The sequence below is a fragment of the Rhizobacter sp. OV335 genome (assembly GCF_900142965.1).
In the GTDB taxonomy this organism is placed as follows: domain Bacteria; phylum Pseudomonadota; class Gammaproteobacteria; order Burkholderiales; family Burkholderiaceae_C; genus Rhizobacter.
In genome coordinates, this window is record NZ_FRCQ01000011.1 from 75,571 (window position 1) to 93,092 (window position 17,522).

Consider the following 17,522-nt stretch of genomic DNA (forward strand, 5'->3'; position numbering starts at 1 on the left):
TCACTTCGTTCGACTCATCTTCTTGCGGTCCCTCAGCCCCCGCTGCGCCTCCTCGCCAGCGCCGCCCCCTCCCCCAGCGCCTTCAGCTTCGCCTCCGCCACCGCCCGGCTCATCGGCGCGAGCCCGCAGTTCGTGCACGGGATCAGCCGCTCCTTCGGCACGAACTGCAGCGCGCGGCCGATGGTGTCGGCCACTTCCTCGGGCGTCTCGATCGTGTCGCTCGCGACGTCGATCACGCCGACCATCACGTCCTTGCCGGCCAGCAGCGCCATCAGGTCGGGCGGCACATGCGAATGGATGCACTCCAGGCTCACCTGGTCGATGCGGCTCGCGGCCAGCGCCGGGAACACCTTCTCGTACTGGCGCCACTCGTCGCCCAGCGTGTTCTTCCAGTCGATGTTGGCCTGGATGCCGTAGCCGTAGCAGATGTGCACCGCGGTCGTGCAGCGCAGCCCCTCGGCCGCGCGCTCCAGCGCCTTCACGCCCCACTCGGCCGCCTCTTCCATGTAGACGTTGAAGGCCGGCTCGTCGAACTGCACGATGTCGACGCCGTCGGCCTCCAGCGCCCGCGCCTCCTGGTTCAGCAGCTCGGCGAACGCGAAGGCCATCTTCACGCGGTCGCCGTAGAAGCGGTCGGCCACGGTGTCGACGATCGTCATCGGGCCGGGCAGCGTGAACTTGATCTTGCGCTGCGTGTGCGCGCGCAGGAAGCGCGCCTCGGTCTCGTGCACCCGGCCGGTCAGGCTCAGCGGCCCCACCACCTGCGGCACCATCGCCTTGTAGCGGTCGCGCCGGATGCCCATCTCGACCTTGTGCTCGAAGTCGATGCCGGCCACGCGCTCCAGGAAGCCGTGCACGAAGTGCTGGCGCGACTGCTCGCCGTCGCCGATCACCGACAGGCCGGCGTCTTCCTGGGTCTTGATCCACAGCAGCGTCGCATCGAGCTTGGCCTGCGCCAGCGCGGCGCCCTCGGCCTGCCACGTGGGCCACAGCTTGCCCGTCTCGGCGAGCCAGGCGGGTTTCGGCAGGCTGCCGGCGAGGGTGGCTTCGAACATCGTGTCATCTCCTGTAATGCGGTGACATGCCGACGGTGCAAGGCACGCCGTCCTACGCACCGCCGGGATCGCGGCCGACTGCCGGCCTGCATGCGGGCCGCTACCGTGCCCTGTGCCGGCGATTGTCCGTCGCCTTCTGGAGATTGCCCTTGCCGACTTCACCTACTCCTTCGCCGAACAGTTCAGGTGCCCTGTTCGTCCGCGTGCTCGCCGCCGTGCTGATCCTGTCCGGCCTCGCGCTCGCCGGCGGCGGCGCCTGGCTGGTCGCGCTGCGCGGCAGCCCGTACTACCTCGCGGCCGGTGTCGCCGCGCTCGCGAGCGGCGTGCTGCTGTGGCGTGGCCGCAGCGCCGCGCTGTGGGTGTTCGCCGGCTGGCTGCTCGCGACACTGGTCTGGGCGCTGTGGGAATCAGGCCTCGACTGGTGGCCGCTCGCGGCCCGACTCGACCTGCTGTTCGTGCTCGGCGTGCTGCTGGTGACGCCGTGGGTCGCGCGCTCGCTGGGCAGCACCGGCCTGGGCAGCGCGCGCGCCGCGTTGGCCACCGTGCTGATGCTGTCCGTCGGCATCGCGGTCGCGTCGTGGACCGTCGATCGCCACGACCAGGCCGGTAGCCTGCCCGCCGCCGCGGTGGTCAGCGACGCCGCGTCGGCCGTGCCTTCGGATGAATGGCACGCCTACGGCCGCACCGGCCACGGCCAGCGCTGGTCGCCGCTGAAGCAGATCACGCCCGACAACGTCGGCAGCCTGCAGCTCGCATGGCAGTTCCGCACCGGCGACCTGCGCGGCCGGCCCGGCGACCCGGTCGAGACGACCTACGAGGTCACGCCGCTGAAGATCGGCAACCGGCTCTACCTGTGCACGCCGCACCAGTCGGTGGTGGCGCTCGACGCGACCACCGGCCAGCAGATCTGGCGCTACGACCCGCTGATCCAGGGCGAGCTGGCGCTGCAGCACCTGACCTGCCGCGGCCTCGGCTACCAGCCGCCGCGGGCCGAGGCGCCCGCTGCGGCAGCCTCCGCTCCTGCAACCGAGGCCGACACCTCGCCGCAACGCGTCGGCCTGCTGGTCGCCGCGACCAGCACCGGCGCGAAGGCCATCGACCGCTGCCCCGCCAAGCTCTTCATGCCGACGGCCGATGGCCGCCTGATCGCGCTCGATCCCGAGACCGGCGCGATCTGCCGCAGCTTCGGCGGCGGCCGCGGCCAGGTCGACCTTTGGGCGCACATGCCGAACCTGAAGCCGGGCTCGTACTACTCGACCTCGCCGCCGGTCGTCACGCAGAACCTGGTGATCATCGGCGGTACCGTGCTCGACAACGTGTCGACGAAGGAGCAATCGGGCGTGATCCGCGCGTTCGACATCGAGACCGGCGCGCTGGTGTGGAACTGGGATTCCGGCAACCCCGACGCCACCGCGCCGATCGCCGCGGGTGCGAGCTACACGCCGAACTCGCCGAACAGCTGGTCGATCTCCAGCGTCGACGAGGCGCTGGGCCTGGTCTACGTGCCGATGGGCAACCAGCCGCCCGACCAGTGGGGCGGGCAACGCAGCGCAGCGGTCGAGACCTACTCGTCGTCGGTGGTGGCACTGGAGGTCGCGACCGGCAAGCCGCGCTGGGTGTTCCAGACGGTGCACCACGACCTGTGGGACTACGACGTGCCATCGCAGCCCAGCCTCGTCGACCTCACGGTCGGCGGCGCGACGGTGCCGGCGCTGGTGCAGCCGACCAAGCAGGGCGAGATCTTCGTGCTGGACCGCCGCACCGGCAAGCCGCTGCTGCCGGTCGAGGAAGTGGCTGCGCCGCAGGGCGCCGCGACCGGGGACCACACCGCGCCGACGCAGCCGCGCTCGGCCGTGTCGTTCGAACCGCAGCGGCTGGAAGGCCGCCACATGTGGGGCGCGACGCTGTTCGACCAGCTCGCCTGCCGCATCGCGTTCCACCGGCTGCGCTACGACGGGCGCTTCACGCCGCCGTCCGAAGGCGGCTCGCTGATCTACCCCGGCAACTTCGGCGTCTTCAACTGGGGCAGCATCGCGGTCGACCCGGTGCGGCAGGTCGCCTTCACGACGCCGACCACGCTGGCCTTCACGTCGACGCTGGTCCCGCGGCCGGATGCGACCAGCCTGATGGTGCAGGGCAAGGGCGAGCCGCAGGGGCCGCTGCCCGCGCTGAACGAGAACTTCGGGGCGCCGTACGCGGCGAAGATGAGCGCGTTCACCTCGCCGCTGGGCATCCCGTGTCAGCAGCCGCCGTGGGGCAACGTCGCCGGCGTCGACCTGCGTACCGGGCAGGTGGCGTGGAAGCACCGCAACGGCACGGTGCGCGACCTGTCGCCGCTGCCGCTGCCGTTCCGCATGGGGGTGCCGAACATCGGCGGGCCGATGATGACGGCCGGCGGTGTGGCCTTCCTGTCGGGCACGCTGGACGACTACGTGCGCGGCTACGACGTGAGCACCGGCCGCGAGCTGTGGAAGCAGCGCCTGCCGGCCGGCGGCCAGGCGACGCCGATGACGTATGCGGGCACCGACGGCCGGCAGCTGCTGCTGGTGGTGGCGGGCGGGCACGGGTCGACCGGGACAAAGCCGGGCGACTACGTGCTCGCCTATGCGTTGCCACGGTGATCCCGCGGCCGCGTTAGCATGCCGGTTTTGCGTCCCCACAAGGAATTCCCATGCAGACGACCGCCTCCGGCCTCCAATACGAAGACACCGTGCCGGGCACCGGCGCCGAAGCACAAGCCGGCCAGCAGGTCAGCGTGCATTACACCGGCTGGCTCTACAACAACGGCGTCAAGGGCGCCAAGTTCGACAGCAGCAAGGACCGCAACGACCCGTTCGGCTTCAGCCTCGGCGCCGGCATGGTGATCAAGGGCTGGGACGAAGGCGTGCAGGGCATGAAGGTCGGCGGCACGCGCGTGCTGGTGATCCCGCCGCAGCTCGGCTACGGTGCCCGCGGCGCCGGCGGCGTGATCCCGCCGAACGCGACGCTGATGTTCGAAGTGGAACTGCTCGGCGTCTGAGCCCGCGGCCGTCGATGACGATCCAGTACGACATCACGCACACGACGACGTACCGCTACTCGAAGCCGGTGCGCTTCGGCGAGCACCGCGTGATGTTCCGCCCGCGCGACAGCCACGACCTGCGCGTGCTCGCGACCGACCTGAAGGTCAGCCCCGAAGCCGGCGTGCGGATGATCCAGGACCCGTACTCGAACTCGATCGCGCTGGTGCAACCGCTCGGCGAGGCGTCCGAGCTGCGCTTCGTCTGCTCGTTCACGATCGAGCATGCGAGCAGCCACAACCTCGAACTGCCGCTGTCGCCGTCGGCCGAGTTCTTTCCGTTCTCGTACTCGGTCGACGAGCGCTTCGACCTCGAGCACTACCTGCGCCCGCACCACGACGACCCGCATGGCAAGCTCTCCGCCTGGGCGCGCCAGTTCGTCCGCACCGACGGCCCGACCGGCACCCGCGACATGCTGGTGCGCATGAACCAGCACATCCGCGACCACTTCACCTACGCCGACCGCGACGAGGAAGGCACGCAGGACCCGCTGAAGACGCTGGCGCTCAACACCGGCAGTTGCCGTGACTTCGCGTTGCTGATGATGGAGGCGGTGCGGCGGTTGGGTGTCGCGGCCCGCTTCGTCTCGGGCTACCTCTACGACCCGGCGCTCGACCCGGCCGGCCGTCAGCGCGATGCAGCGGACGGCGGCGCATCCGTCGACACCGTGCCTACCACCGGCGCCGGTGCCACGCACGCCTGGCTGCAGGCCTACCTGCCCGGCGCGGGCTGGCTGCCGTTCGATCCCACCAACAACCTGCTCGGCGGATCGCAGCTGGTGCGCGTCGGCGTCGCGCGCGATCCAAAGCAGGCCGCGCCGATCTCGGGCAGCTGGTTCGGCGATGCCGATGCCTACATCGGCCTGCAGGTCGACGTGAAGGTCACGCGGACCGGCTGATCAGTCTCCTCAGGCCCGCGACGCCGGCCGGTGCCCGTGCTCGAACGGCGGGCGGCCGACCGGATCGGCGTTCTCGTCCTCGTGCGGCTCGCCGCCGCTGGCCATCGCGTGGTACTCCTCCATCAGCTTGGCCTTGCGCGACGCGAGCCGAGTGCCGACTGCCTTCAAATCGACCTTGGCCTTCTTCGCCTTCGGGAAGATCTTGCTGTGCTCTTCCTCGACGTGCGCATCGATGTGCTTGCCGAGCACGATGACCTTCGCATCGAACTGCTCGTCGGCCGGCGTCATCGCCGAGATCTCGGCGATCAGCTCGCGCGCGCTCGCATGCTCGACCTCGGCCTGGTCGACCAGCGCATCGTCGCCGATCGCGGCGCGCACCGCCGGGTAGAAGATCTCCTCCTCGATCTGGCCGTGCACCGTCAGCTCGGTGCAGATGCGTTCGGCCACCGCGCGGCGTTCGCCGTCGGTGTTGCTGCGGTCGCTGAGTTGGTGGAACGCGATGAACAGCTTCTTGATCGCGATGTGGTCGGCCTTCAGCATCTCGATGGCATCGAAGCGCGACGGCTTGGCGCGGGGGCGCGGGGCGGCTGGCATGAGGGATCTCCTTTCAATGCGACTTCAGCGCTGATTGACTGCATTCAGGCGAGCGTGGCCACAACCCGGTGCCGTGCACCGTCATCGACAAATGGCACGCCGCCCTCGAGGGAAACGGGGTTCCCGTCGTGCTGCAGCGACCAGGTGCCCTGGCCCTGCTCGCGTCGCGACGGGTTGTTGACTTCGACTTCGTAGACGGTCTTGCCGCGCCGCAGCGTGACGCTGAAGCCCGGCCACGCGGCCGGCACCACCGGCGCGATGCGCAGCACGCCGTCGCGCACGCGCACGCCCAGCAGTTCTTCGATGCCGATGCGCCAGTACCAGCCGGCGGCCCCGGTGTACCAGGTCCAGCCGCCCTTGCCGGTGTGCGGCGATTCGCCGTAGATGTCGGCCGGCATCACGTAGGGCTCGACCCGGTAGCGCTGCACCGCGAGCCGCGAATCGCTCTTGCCGATCGGGTTCAGCATCGCGTACAGCGGGTAGGCGCGGCCGGCATCGCCGAGGCGCGCAAAGGCCATCGCGGTCCAGACCGCCGCATGCGTGTACTGCCCGCCGTTCTCGCGGATGCCCGGCACGTAGCCCTTGATGTAGCCGGGGTCGTGCGCGGTCTTGTCGAAGCTGGGCGTGAACAGGCGGATCAGTTCCGACTCGCGGTCGATCAGCATCTCGTCGACCTTCTCCATCGCGTCGCGCGCGCGCTGCGGGTCGCCGCCACCGGCGATCACCGCCCAGCTCTGCGACAGCGAGTCGATGCGGCATTCGTCGTTCGACGCCGAGCCGAGCGGCGTGCCGTCGTCGAAGTAGGCGCGGCGGTACCACTGGCCGTCCCAGGCGTTCGCGTCGACCGCGGTCATCAGCTCCTGCGACAGCAGCGTCCATTCGGAGACCAGGTCCGCGCGCTCGCGGCGCATCGCGATCGGCATGAACTCGTCGAGCACCGACTTCAGGAACCAGGCCATCCAGACGCTCTCGCCCTGGCCCTTCCAGCCGACCCGGTTCATGCCGTCGTTCCAGTCGCCGCAGCCCATCAGCGGCAGCCCGTGCACGCCGCGCCCGCGGCTCACCTGGATCGCGCGCACGCAGTGCTCGAACAAGGTCGCGCTCTCGTGCGAGACGGTCGGCTCGAAGTACTGGCTCTCCTCGTGCGGCGGCAGCTGCGGGCCTTCGAGGAAGGACACCGTCTGGTCGAGCACCGCATCGTCGCCGGTCACCGACACGTAGTACGCCACCGCGTACGGCAGCCACAGCCGGTCGTCCGAGAAGGTGGTGCGCACGCCCTTGCCGCTCGGCGGGTGCCACCAGTGCTGCGCGTCGCCCTCGACGAACTGCTGGGCGGCGGCGCGCAGCAGGTGGTCGCGCGCGAAGCCGGGCCAGGCATGCACCAGCGCCATCACGTCCTGCAGCTGGTCGCGGAAGCCGTAGGCGCCACCGGCCTGGTAGAAGCCGCAGCGGCCGAGGCAGCGGCTGCTCAGCACCTGGTAGAGCAGCCAGCGGTTCAGCATCAGGTCGAGCGAGCGGTCGGGCGTGCGCACTTCGACCGCGCCGAGCAGCTCGTCCCACTGCGCCTTCACGTTCGCGAGCGCCTGGTCGGCATCGCGCGTGGTCATGCGCACCAGCTCATCGGCGCCGGCGAGGCTCGCCGCCTGGCCGAACGAGAACACCACCACGTCGGACTCGCCCGGCTCCAGCTTCAGCTCGACCTGCATCACCCAGCACGGGTCGGGGCCGACGCCGGCCGCCTGGCGCAGCGTGCGCTGCGATTCGAGCGCCTGCGGCGCGCCCAGGCCCTGGCCGATACCGATGAACTCGGCGCGGTCGCAGGTCCAGCCGCTCACCGGGTGCGAGCTGCCGAGCCATGCGATGTCGCGCCCGAAGTCGGCGTTCATCGGGTTGCGGGCGTACAGCGTGGTGGTCGCGTTGCGGCCGGCCCAGGTCGACAGCAGGTCGACCTTGCCGCTGCGGTTGTCGCCCAGGCACAGGTTGACGTAGAGCGTCAGCGTGATCGTGCGGCGGCGCGCGCTGCGATTGGCCACGCGCAGGCGCATCAGCTTGGCCGGCCGGTCCCACGCGACGAAGTGCGTCAGCTCCGATTCGATCCCCTCGGCCTGCGTCGTGAAGCGGCTGTAGCCCGCGCCGTGCGCGCATTCGTGCGTCGCGCCGGGCGCGCTGCGCGGCTGCGCGGTCGGCGTCCAGTAGGCGCCGGTCGCGCGGTCCTGCAGGTAGAGGATTTCCGATGACGGGTCGACCAGCGCATCGTTTGACCATGGCGTCAGCTGGTTCTCGCGCGCATTGATGCGCCAGGTGAAGGCCGAGCCGCTCTCGGACACCAGCGTGCCGATCTGCGGACTCGCCATCACGTTGACCCACGGCGCCGGCGTCATGCGGCCCGGCGGCAGCACGATGCGGTACTCCTTGCCGTCGGGCGTGAAGCCGCCGGTGCCGTTGAAGAACTGCAGCTCCGCGGTGGCGGTCGGCTCGGTCGGCGCCCCGCCCTGCGCCAGCGGCGCGCGCAAGGGCATCGCCTGCGGCAGCGGCAGCGCCTCGCGCGGCGTGCGCCGGCGCAGCTGGTCGCCCAGCAGGCCCTGCCCGCCGCGCAGCAGCACGCGGCACAGCGTCATCAGCAGGCGGCGCTCGTCGTCGGGCAGGCGGTCGCCGCGCAGCACGTAGATGCGGCCGCCGGCGGCCGGCGAGTCGGGGCCGGCACCGGCCTGCCGCACCATGTTCTCGATCGCGTGCTGCATGTCGTCGGAGTACGAGGTCGCGCGGTCGTTCAGCACCACGATGTCGACCTCGAACGAGCGCGCCTTCCAGAAGTGGTGGCCGCGCACCATCTGCTGCACCAGCGGCAGGTCGTCGTTCGAGTCGATCGTGACCAGCAGGATCGGCCGGTCGCCCGAGATGCCGTAGCGCCACAGCGCGCGCTGCGACAGCTGGTTGCCGCGCATGAACTCGGTGCCGGGCCGGAACGCGGTGTCGGAGAACATCAGGTAGGCCGACAGCGACTGGAAGTGCGTCGCCTCCTCGCTGCCGACGCCCAGCTGGTGCAGCTTGGCCTGCGCATACACCCATGAGCGCGAGATCTCGCGCTGCAGCGCGCTGAACGAGCCGAGGCGCTGCCAGGTGCGGCTCGCGCTCTCGCGGTCGGTGCCGAAGGCGAGCACAAAGGCGACGCGCGCCGACTGGCCCGGCTTCAGCTCGATGGTCTGGCGCAGGCACAGCACCGGGTCGAGCACCGCACCGGTCGTCATCGCGAGGCCGCCCTGCTCGGTCATCGCGAGCGGTTCGCGCTTGCCGCGGCCGCGCCCGATCACCGTGCGGCGATCGGTGTCGTACGACAGCGGGCCGGCCTGCGTGCCCTCGACCACCGCGCCGAGGATCGCGGTCGGCGCCGACTCGTGCGATGCGCGCGGGCGCCGCGTGGCCAGCAGCGCGCCGCGCGCCGCGTCGAACTCGGTCGTGATGAAGAGGTTCGAGAAGGCCGGGTGCGCCATGTCGGCATTGCGCTGGTTCAGCACCACCTCGCCGAGCGCGCTGACCTCGATGCGGCGCACGCCGTGGCCTTCGTTGGTCAGCTTCAGCGTGCGGATCTCGGCGTCTTCCTGCTGCGCGACCACCACCTCCAGGCTGCTGCGGATGCCGTGCTGGCGCAGGTCGAACTGCGCGCGCGCCTCGGCGAACTCGACCGACTGGTAGTCCGGCTCGCTGAAAGTCGGCGCGAGCGTGGCCCCCCACAGCACGCCCGAATCGGCATCGCGCAGGTAGATGAACAGGCCGCAGTCGTCGAGCACGCGGTCTTCGCGCCAGCGCGTGATGTCGAGGTCGGCACATTCGCTGTAGCCGGAGCCGCTGGCGGTCAGCGCGGTCGCGTAGCGGCCGTTCGACATCAGGTGCACGGCCGGCCGCCGCACGTCGGTGGCCTGCACGCGGCGCACGCGCTGCGTCGAGTGGCGGGCCAGCTTCTCGTGGCGCTCGGGTGCGCTGGTGCTGTCGCGCGCGATCACCACCGAGCCGGCCACCTGCTCCTGCAGCAGCAAGTCGAAGGCGTTCATCTCGGGCTCGCGGTGGAAGCGGTCGGCCAGGCTGTCGGTCGTCAGCAGTTGCGTCAGCGCGAGCAGGCTCATGGCCTGGTGGTGCGCCATGTGGCTCTTGACGATGGCGCACTTCTCGTCTTCGCCGAGCCGCTCGGCGGTGAAGTCGATCGCTTCGTAGAAACCGTGCGGGCCGAGCGCGCCGAGCTTGGCCAAGGCCGCGAAGTTCTGCCGCACCTCGGCCGGCGCGAACGGCGCGGCCAGCGCGGTGGCGTACGGCGCGACCACCAGCTGGCGGTCCATGCCGCGCTTCAGGCTCAACGCCGGTGCGCCGGACGGGCCGTACTGGTAGGTCAGCTCGACGTCGCGCACGTTGACGCCCGATTCGGAAATGCCCCAGGGCACGTTCTGCTCGCGGCCGTAGCGGACCTGCTCGGCGATCGCGTTGTGGCAGGTCTGGTGCAGCAGGCTGCCGGGCGGCGTCTTCATCACCAGCGCCGGCATCAGGTACTCGAACATCGAGCCCGACCACGAGATCAGCACCGGGCCGGCGGCCACCAGGCCCATGTGCCGGCCGAGCCGGAACCAGTGGTCGACCGGCACGTCGCCCTTGGCGGCGGCGAGGTAGCTGCCGAGCCGCGATTCGGAGGCCAGCAGGTCGTAGCGGCCTTCGTCGAGCTGGTGCTCGGCGACGCGGTAGCCGATCGAGAACAGCTTGCGCCGCGCATCGAACAGGAAACCGAACTGCATGCCGCGCCAGGCCGCCTCGGCCTGCGCTGCGCAGGCGTCCAGGTCGGCCAGCCAGGCCGCGGTGGCGATGCGCGCTTCGGCGCAGGCCTTCAGCGCGGCGGCCAGCAGCATCGCGGTGGCCGTCGCCTGGCCGTCGCGCCGCTGCGCGGCCTTCAGCGCCGCTTCGACCTCGATCAGGTGCACCGGCAGGTCGCCGACGCACGGCACCCGCGCGAGCAGTTGGGCGAGCGTGCCGCCGAACACCTCCGGCGCCTGCTGCTGCAGCGTGCTGAACGCCGCCTCGACCGCCCACGGGCAGTGCCGCTGCAGGTCGTCGAGGTGCGCGGCCAGCGCCTGGCACAGCCGCTCGGCCTCGTCGACGACCGGCTTCAACGCGCCGGCGCCCTGCGCGGTGCCGTCGGCGCTGCCGAAGGCATAGGCCTCGAGCAGCTCCTTCAGGTGCAGCGCGAGCTGAGACGCACCGGCGAGCGCGCGACCGGCATCGGCCGGCGTCGCCGGATCGGCCTGCAGCAGCTTGGTGCCGAGGTCGGCGACCGCGCGATCGATCTCGGCCGGGCTGACGTTGCCGCGCGGCGCGCTGCCCTTGTCGCCGCGCGGGCTGCCGGCGCGCACGCTGCGCCACGCCGCCTGCAGCTCCAGGAAGCTGTCGCGCGGACCGGCCAGCCGCTCCGGCCCGACCACCGGGCGCTCGCGCTCTTCTTGCAGCGCGCGCGCGACGACGACGAGGTGGGCCGCGAGGTTGCCGCTGTCGACCGACGACACGTAGCGCGGCTCCAGCGGCCGCAGGTACTGGGTCTCGTACCAGTTCAGCAGGTGGCCGTTGTAGGTCTCCAGCTTGGCCATGCTGCCGAGCGTCGCCTTCATGCGCCCGAGGAAATCGCCGCCGGCCAGCCAGCCGAGGTCGCGCGCCCGCGTCAGCGCCAGCAGGTACAGGCCGATGTTGGTCGGCGAGGTGCGGTGCGCGACCACCTCTTCCGGCTCGAACTGCACGTTGTCGGGCGGCAGGTGGTTGTCGGCCGGGCCGACGTAGTCCTCGAAGAAACGCCAGGTGCGGCGCGCCACGCGGCGGAACTCGCGCAGGTCGTGGTCGCCGGCCAGCCGGCCCGCCAGCAGCACCGGCGAGCTGATCGCGACCGCGATCACCGGTGCCAGCCACCAGACGGCCAGCAGCGGCGCCGCGGCGACGATCGCATCGCGGTTGAACAGCAGGATCAGCGCGCTCGACGCGATCAGCGGCAGCGTCGCGCTGCTGATGGCCCAGCTGAACTGCCGCAGCTGTCCGCCGGCGGCCGCCTTGGCCTGCGCGGCGGTGCGCCATTCGAGCATCTTGCGTTGCGAGACGAAGGTGCGCCACACGGCCCGCACGATCGCATCCGCCATCACGCAGGCGCTCTGCGCGAGCAGCACCAGCTCGATCAGCGCATGGCCGGCCACATGGCCGAGCTCGCGCGTCAGCTGGATCGGCCGGTTGCTGCGCACGCCCTTCGGCACCGGCGCGAACAGGGCCGAGAACCAGCCCAGCAGCCCCGGCAGGCTGATCGACGCCAGCACCAGCAGCAGCCACGCGAGCGGCTGCGCGGCCGGGTCGATGAAGGCCGCGACGACCAGCGCGAACGACGCGATCGGCAGCAGCGAGCGCCGCAGGTTGTCGAGCATCTTCCAGCGGTTCAGCGGCGACAGCGGCTCGGCGCGCACGCCCAGCAGCCACGGCAGCAGTTGCCAGTCGCCGCGCACCCAGCGGTGCGAGCGGGCCGCCGCGACCTCGGAGTGCGACGGCGAATCCTCGAAGAACGCGACGTCGCTGACCAGCGCGCAGCGTGCGAACGCGCTCTCGAACAGGTCGTGGCTGAGCAGCGCGTTCTCAGGCACCCGGCCCGACAGCGAGGTGTGGAAGGCCTGCAGGTCGTACAGCCCCTTGCCGGTGTAGGTGGCCTCGCCGAAGGTGTCCTGGTAGGTGTCGGAGATGGCGGCCGCGTACGGGTCGACACCGGCACCGTTCGAGAAGATCCAGCGGAACACCGAATGGTCCTCGGCCTGCGGCAGCAGGAACGAGATGCGCGGCTGGAACAGCGCGTAGCCGCTCTCGACGCGGCCGGTCTGCGCATCGATCTGCGGCCGGTTCAGCGGGTGGGCGGCGGTGCCGACCAGGCGTGCCACCGAGCCGACCGGCATGCGCGTGTCGGCATCGAGCGTGATCACGTAGCGCACCCCGCGCGGCACGCGCTCGGCGGTGCCGTCGTCGAAGACGTACGAGGTGCCCGGCTCGCCGAGCAGCAGGCGGTTGAATTCGTCGAGCTTGCCGCGCTTGCGCTCCCAGCCCATCCAGGCGCCTTCGTTCGCGTTCCAGCAGCGCGAGCGGTGGAACAGGTAGAAGCGGTCTTCGGCGCTCGCCGACGGCAGCGGGTAGCGCAGGTTCAGCAGCGCCACCGCCTCGCGGGCCTGCGCGAGCAGCGCGGCATCGGTCTCGAGCGACTGGTCGGATGCGTCGCGCCAGTCGGTCAGCAGCCCGAAGCGCAGCTGGTCGTCGCGGTTCGACAGGTAGTGGCGCTCCAGCTCGCCGACCTGGTGGCCGACCTGGTCGAGCTGGGTCAGCATCGTCGGCACCACCACCATCGTCTTGCACTGCGGCGGCAGGCCGTGCGAGAACTCCAGCCGCGGCAACTGCGCCGGCCGGAACACCCGGCCGAGGATGCGGTTGATCAGCAGCACCGCGATCTCGGAGGCCGGCCAGACCGCCAGCAGGAAGATGATGAATGCCGGCAGCGACACGTGCTGTTCCGCATAGCCGGCGCGGAAGCCCAGCACGGTGAACGCGAAGCTCAGCGCCAGCACCAGCGCGGCGTACAGCACCAGGCGGGTGTGCGGGATCGCGTCCTCGATGCGGCGCAGCGGGTTCGGCGTCAGGCCGATGCTGCGCTCCAGCTCGGGCCGGCGATCGGACAGCAGCCAGCGGCCGATGTCGGCGTCCTCGCCCTCCTGGCCGGCCTCGTCGCCTTCGGCACGGCGGCGGCCGAAGCGGTCGACCACCAGCTCGGCGAGATCGGGCTCGGGCAGGCCGCTGCGCAGGCTCAGCCGCTCCAGCTCCAGCCGGTACAAGGCCTTCGAATGCGGGTCCATGCGCGCGTAGACGCTGTTGCGCTGCAGCGCGCGGTCGACCAGCGAGGTCTTCGCGAAGATGTCGACCCAGTCGCTCAGCTCGATCGCCTTCACGCTGCGGAAGATGTTGCGCACCCGCACGTCGAGCATCGTGCGCACGACGAGGTCGTCTTCGATCGCGCCGGCCTGGTGGACGATGCCGACGCCTTCGGCATGCGCGCCGCCGGCGATGCTGGCCGGGTCGTCGTAGCGGCGGCGTTGCGCCAGCTGGCCGAGGTAGGCCTGGCGGAACACCGGCGAAGCGTTCTTCAGGTCGGGCACGGCCGACGAGGCCTTCTGCGTCGGGCCGCGCGAGTTGCCGTTCGACGGCGTGAGCGCCGCATCGGACACCAGGTCGGCCGCATGGGCGCCACGGTGGATCTCGAGGATCTGCTCGGCGCAGGCGCGCAGCTGGCGGATCAGCAGGAAGTTCAGGATCGGCGCGAGCAGCGCCAGCTCGCGCAGCATCAGCGGGTGCACCTTCTGGTACTCGACCAGCACGTGCACCAGTTCATCGGCCTCGAAGTCGAAATCGCAGGCCTCGAGGTAGAAGTGCGAGAACAGCTCGATGCGCGCGCGCGACGGGTGGCCGCCCGTCTGGTAGGCCGGCAGGCCGCGCACCGCCTTGTCGGGCAGCTGCTGCGTCAACGCGGTCTGGATGCGCTCGATGACGTAGAAGTTGTCAACCAGCCACTGCGCCGCCTGCGACAGCGAACGCTGCTCGTCGGTGAAGGTCTCGATCTGTCGCACGCACGCGCGCAATTCTTCGGTCGCGCGCGTGAGTTCGCTCTTGAAGCGGGCACGCCGCACCGAGCGCGACGGGGCATCCCAGCGCGAGAACGCGCCGGCGAACTCCTCGATCGCCGCCGGCAGCGCGAAATCGAACCCTTCGTAGACGGTGATCGAGGGATTCATCGGCCCACCCCCGAGGGCGCCATGCCGGACACCGTCAATGTCGTTGCGCCCACGACAGGCTCGCCACCTGCGTGGACAGCCCGTCGCTGAACGACACCATGACCATGCTGATCACCAGGAACGGCACACCCACAGCCCACATCAACAGTCTTTTCATTCGCCACTCCCGTCGGCTCTTCGTGATTCCGAGATTCGGAAAACCTGGGGACGAGTCTAGGGAGTGCCCCTCGCCGGCACAGCCGGACGAGAGGGCCTTCGTCTGTCGGTGCTGTCCTACGCGGGATTCCGGCGACGCGCCTGTAGGCTGCCTCCTACATGCGCTCCCGCGCTCTTCCGTCAGGGCCGGCGTTGCCCGATTCATACAATCGAGCGCATGTCTGTCGACGTCCTCGCGGCTCTTCCCGTCACGTTTCCCGCGGAGATGGCAAGATCCGTGACCTTTGCAGGCAGGTCCTTTCCGCGCATGCCTCGCCTGTTGAAGAAAAATCCAGAAGTCGGGACATGCTGAAAACCTACATCGTCGAAGACAGCCCGGTGATCCGCGAGAACCTGATCGCGGCGCTCGAGGAACTGGTGGCCGTCGAGGTCGTCGGCACGGCCGACAACGAGGCCGCCGCGCTGTACTGGCTGAAGCAGCCACGCAACGGCTGCGACCTGGTGATCGTCGACATCTTCCTGAAGAGCGGATCGGGCCTCGGCGTGCTGTCGGCCAGTACCGACCTGCCGGAGTCGACCAAGCTCGTCGTGCTCAGCAACTACGCGACCCCCGACATGCGGCGCAAGTGCCTGGAGCTCGGTGCGGACAAGGTGTTCGACAAGTCGAACGAGATCGATGCGCTGATCGGCTACTGCCAGCGGCTGGCCTCGGGCGAGGCCGCCAATTCGAGTTCGGGGAGCTTGTAGCGCTCCCTTTGAACCGGCCTCGTGGCTACTGGATCAGGCCGTTCTTCAGCGCGTAGTAGGTCAGGTCGCTGTTCGACTCGAGCTTCATCTTTTCCATCACGCGGGTGCGGTAGGTGCTGACGGTCTTGACGCTCAGCGACAGGCTGTCCGCCATGTGGCCGATGGTCTCGCCCTTCGACAGCCGCAGGAAGACCTGGAACTCGCGCTCGGAAAGCTGCTCATGCAACGGACGGTTCGCGTTGCCGCCGAGGTTGTTGGCCAGCAGTTCGGCGACCGCCGGGGTGATGTACTTGCGCCCGCGGGCGACGGTGCGGATCGCGGTGACGATCTCTTCGGGATCGCACTCCTTGTTCAGGTAACCGCTCGCGCCCTGGCGCAGCAAGGTGGTGGCGTAGTGCTCTTCCGGAAAACCGCTGAGGATCAGGATCGGCAGGTCGGGCTCGCGGGCGCGGATCGCGGCCAGCGCGTCGACGCCGCTCTGCTGCGGCATCGACAGGTCCATGACCAGCACGTCGATCTGTTCCTTGCGCACGATGTCGAGGGCTTCGCGGCCGTTGGAAGCTTCGGCAACGACCTGCAGATCGACTTGCTCCGCGAGATACTGGCGCAGACCGGCGCGCACGAGCGCGTGGTCGTCAACGATGGCAATCTTGATCATGAGCGACTGTCCCCTGTGGTTGGACTCCAATCGATTCTAGAGGCACACAGAAAAATCGCATGAAGAACTTCTTTCACCGATTCAAGCGCAGTGCCTTCACGTTCCCGCTCGCGGTGGTGACCGCGCTGACGCTGATGGGCATCAGCGAGACCGCGTACCGCACCTCGGTGGACGCCCTCGATCGCCTGGGCGAAATGGGCATGGCCCGCACCAGCAACATGGTGCTGCTGCGCCAGGTGCTCGATGCCGAGAACGGCCAGCGCGGCTACCTGATCACCGGCCGCCCCGAGTACCTGAAGCCGTACCGCTCGTCGATGGCGAACATCGGCGAGACGCTGCGCACGCTCGGCGAGTACTACGCGCACGAGCCCGACCGCGTCGCCGATTTCACCGTGCTCGCGACGCTGGTCAGCCGCAAGGTTTCCGAGATGGACACCACGGTGCAGCTGCGCGCCGACGGGCGCGACGAGGCCTGGCGCGCGGTCATCGAAACCGACATCGGGCGCGAGCAGATGGAGAGCATCCGCCTCGCCTCCGAGCGCCTGGTGACGCGCGAATCGAAGCTGATCGCGGCGCGCCGCGACGAGGTCTACCAGACGCTGCTGCTGAGCCGGCTCGGCGTGAACGCGATGACGGCGCTGAGCGTGCTGGCCTTCTTCATGTACCTGCGCCAGTCGAACACGCTCGAGAAGGAGCGGGTGCACAAGAAGGAGGCGCTGCAGGCCGAGCGCGACCTGCTGGAGGTGCAGGTGACGGCGCGCACCGCGCAGCTGACCGAGCTGGCGCAGCATCTGCAGACCGCCCGCGAGGACGAGCGCAGCCGGCTCGCGCGCGACCTGCACGACGAGCTGGGCGCGCTGCTGACGGCGGCCAAGCTCGACGTGGCGCGCCTGAAGTCGCGCATCACGATCCACACGCCCGACATCACCGAGCGGCTGGTGCACCTGAACGACACGCTGAACGAAGGCATCGCGCTGAAGCGCCGCATCATCGAAGACCTGCGGCCGTCGTCGCTGAGCAACCTGGGGCTGCTGGCGGCGCTGGAGATCCTGGGCCGCGAATTCGCCGAGCGCTCGGGCGTGAAGGTGGTCAGCGATCTCGCGCCGGTGTCGCTGAAGCCGTCGGGCGAGCTGACGGTGTACCGCCTGGTGCAAGAGGCGCTGACCAATGTCGCGAAATACGCACAGGCGCGCCAGGTCGTCGTCACGCTGAAGCCGCGCGGCGCGCTGGCCGAGGTCGACGTGCACGACAACGGCACCGGCTTCGACACGCAGGTCGCGAGGCCGTCCAGCCACGGGTTGCTGGGCATGCGCTACCGGGTCGAGGCAGAGGGCGGGCGCATGGCCATCCAGTCGACGCCCGGGGCCGGCACGCGCATCCAGGCGACGCTGCCGCAGATCTGAATCGACGGGTGCTGCGAGGGCGGGGCCGGCCATCGTCGGCCCCCTCCTACATCGCATCGGCTCGCCGTCCCATTCCTTGCGCACGCCCTCGCTCCTAGAGTCGGTCCATCGTCAACCACTCATA

The 17,522-nt window shown here is 70.0% G+C and carries 10 protein-coding genes; 5 read left to right on the forward strand and 5 right to left on the reverse strand.

All coding sequences use genetic code 11. The annotated features are described in order from the left end of the window. Positions 1–32: 32 nt before the first annotated feature. Positions 33–1,055 (reverse strand): methionine synthase, encoded by a 1,023-nt coding sequence (locus tag BUE42_RS13600; protein ID WP_073465649.1) that lies wholly within the window; start codon positions 1,053–1,055, stop codon positions 33–35. A 203-nt stretch (positions 1,056–1,258) separates the two neighbouring features. Here BUE42_RS13600 and BUE42_RS13605 point away from each other — a divergent pair, with 203 nt between their 5' ends. Genes BUE42_RS13605 through BUE42_RS13615 form a run of 3 tightly spaced genes read left to right on the forward strand, consistent with a single transcriptional unit; the run spans position 1,259 to position 5,012 of the window. Next, positions 1,259–3,676, forward strand: coding sequence for a membrane-bound PQQ-dependent dehydrogenase, glucose/quinate/shikimate family (locus BUE42_RS13605; protein ID WP_235002322.1), 2,418 nt, complete (start codon positions 1,259–1,261; stop codon positions 3,674–3,676). Between the two features lie 44 nt (positions 3,677–3,720). Continuing rightward, a complete protein-coding gene (locus tag BUE42_RS13610; protein ID WP_143171485.1) occupies positions 3,721–4,074 on the forward strand; it encodes an FKBP-type peptidyl-prolyl cis-trans isomerase in 354 nt (117 codons plus the stop codon). A gap of 14 nt (positions 4,075–4,088) precedes the next feature. Further along, a complete protein-coding gene (locus tag BUE42_RS13615) occupies positions 4,089–5,012 on the forward strand; it encodes a transglutaminase family protein (RefSeq protein ID WP_073465652.1) in 924 nt (307 codons plus the stop codon). A gap of 9 nt (positions 5,013–5,021) precedes the next feature. Here BUE42_RS13615 and BUE42_RS13620 read toward each other — a convergent pair whose 3' ends face one another. Genes BUE42_RS13620 through BUE42_RS34090 form a run of 3 tightly spaced genes read right to left on the reverse strand, consistent with a single transcriptional unit; the run spans position 5,022 to position 14,591 of the window. Continuing rightward, positions 5,022–5,606, reverse strand: a complete 585-nt coding sequence (locus tag BUE42_RS13620; RefSeq protein WP_073465653.1) for a hemerythrin domain-containing protein — start codon at positions 5,604–5,606, stop codon at positions 5,022–5,024. A 44-nt stretch (positions 5,607–5,650) separates the two neighbouring features. Further along, positions 5,651–14,434, reverse strand: a complete 8,784-nt coding sequence (locus BUE42_RS13625) for a glycoside hydrolase family 94 protein (RefSeq protein WP_073465654.1) — start codon at positions 14,432–14,434, stop codon at positions 5,651–5,653. Positions 14,435–14,468: 34 nt separating this feature from the next. Continuing rightward, complete coding sequence (locus BUE42_RS34090) at positions 14,469–14,591, reverse strand: hypothetical protein (protein WP_255376863.1); 123 nt, start codon at positions 14,589–14,591, stop codon at positions 14,469–14,471. 344 nt (positions 14,592–14,935) lie between these two features. On the opposite strand from BUE42_RS34090, the gene BUE42_RS13630 reads away from it, so the two are divergent. Further along, a complete protein-coding gene (locus BUE42_RS13630) occupies positions 14,936–15,337 on the forward strand; it encodes a response regulator transcription factor (RefSeq protein ID WP_073465655.1) in 402 nt (133 codons plus the stop codon). Positions 15,338–15,362: 25 nt separating this feature from the next. Here the strand turns inward: BUE42_RS13630 and BUE42_RS13635 are convergent, their stop codons facing one another. Further along, positions 15,363–15,995 carry a response regulator gene (locus BUE42_RS13635; protein WP_056805727.1) on the reverse strand — a complete coding sequence of 211 codons (633 nt, stop codon included), beginning with the start codon at positions 15,993–15,995 and terminating at the stop codon, positions 15,363–15,365. A gap of 59 nt (positions 15,996–16,054) precedes the next feature. Here BUE42_RS13635 and BUE42_RS13640 point away from each other — a divergent pair, with 59 nt between their 5' ends. After that, positions 16,055–17,398 (forward strand): sensor histidine kinase, encoded by a 1,344-nt coding sequence (locus tag BUE42_RS13640; protein WP_073465656.1) that lies wholly within the window; start codon positions 16,055–16,057, stop codon positions 17,396–17,398. The last annotated feature ends 124 nt before the right edge of the window (positions 17,399–17,522 follow it).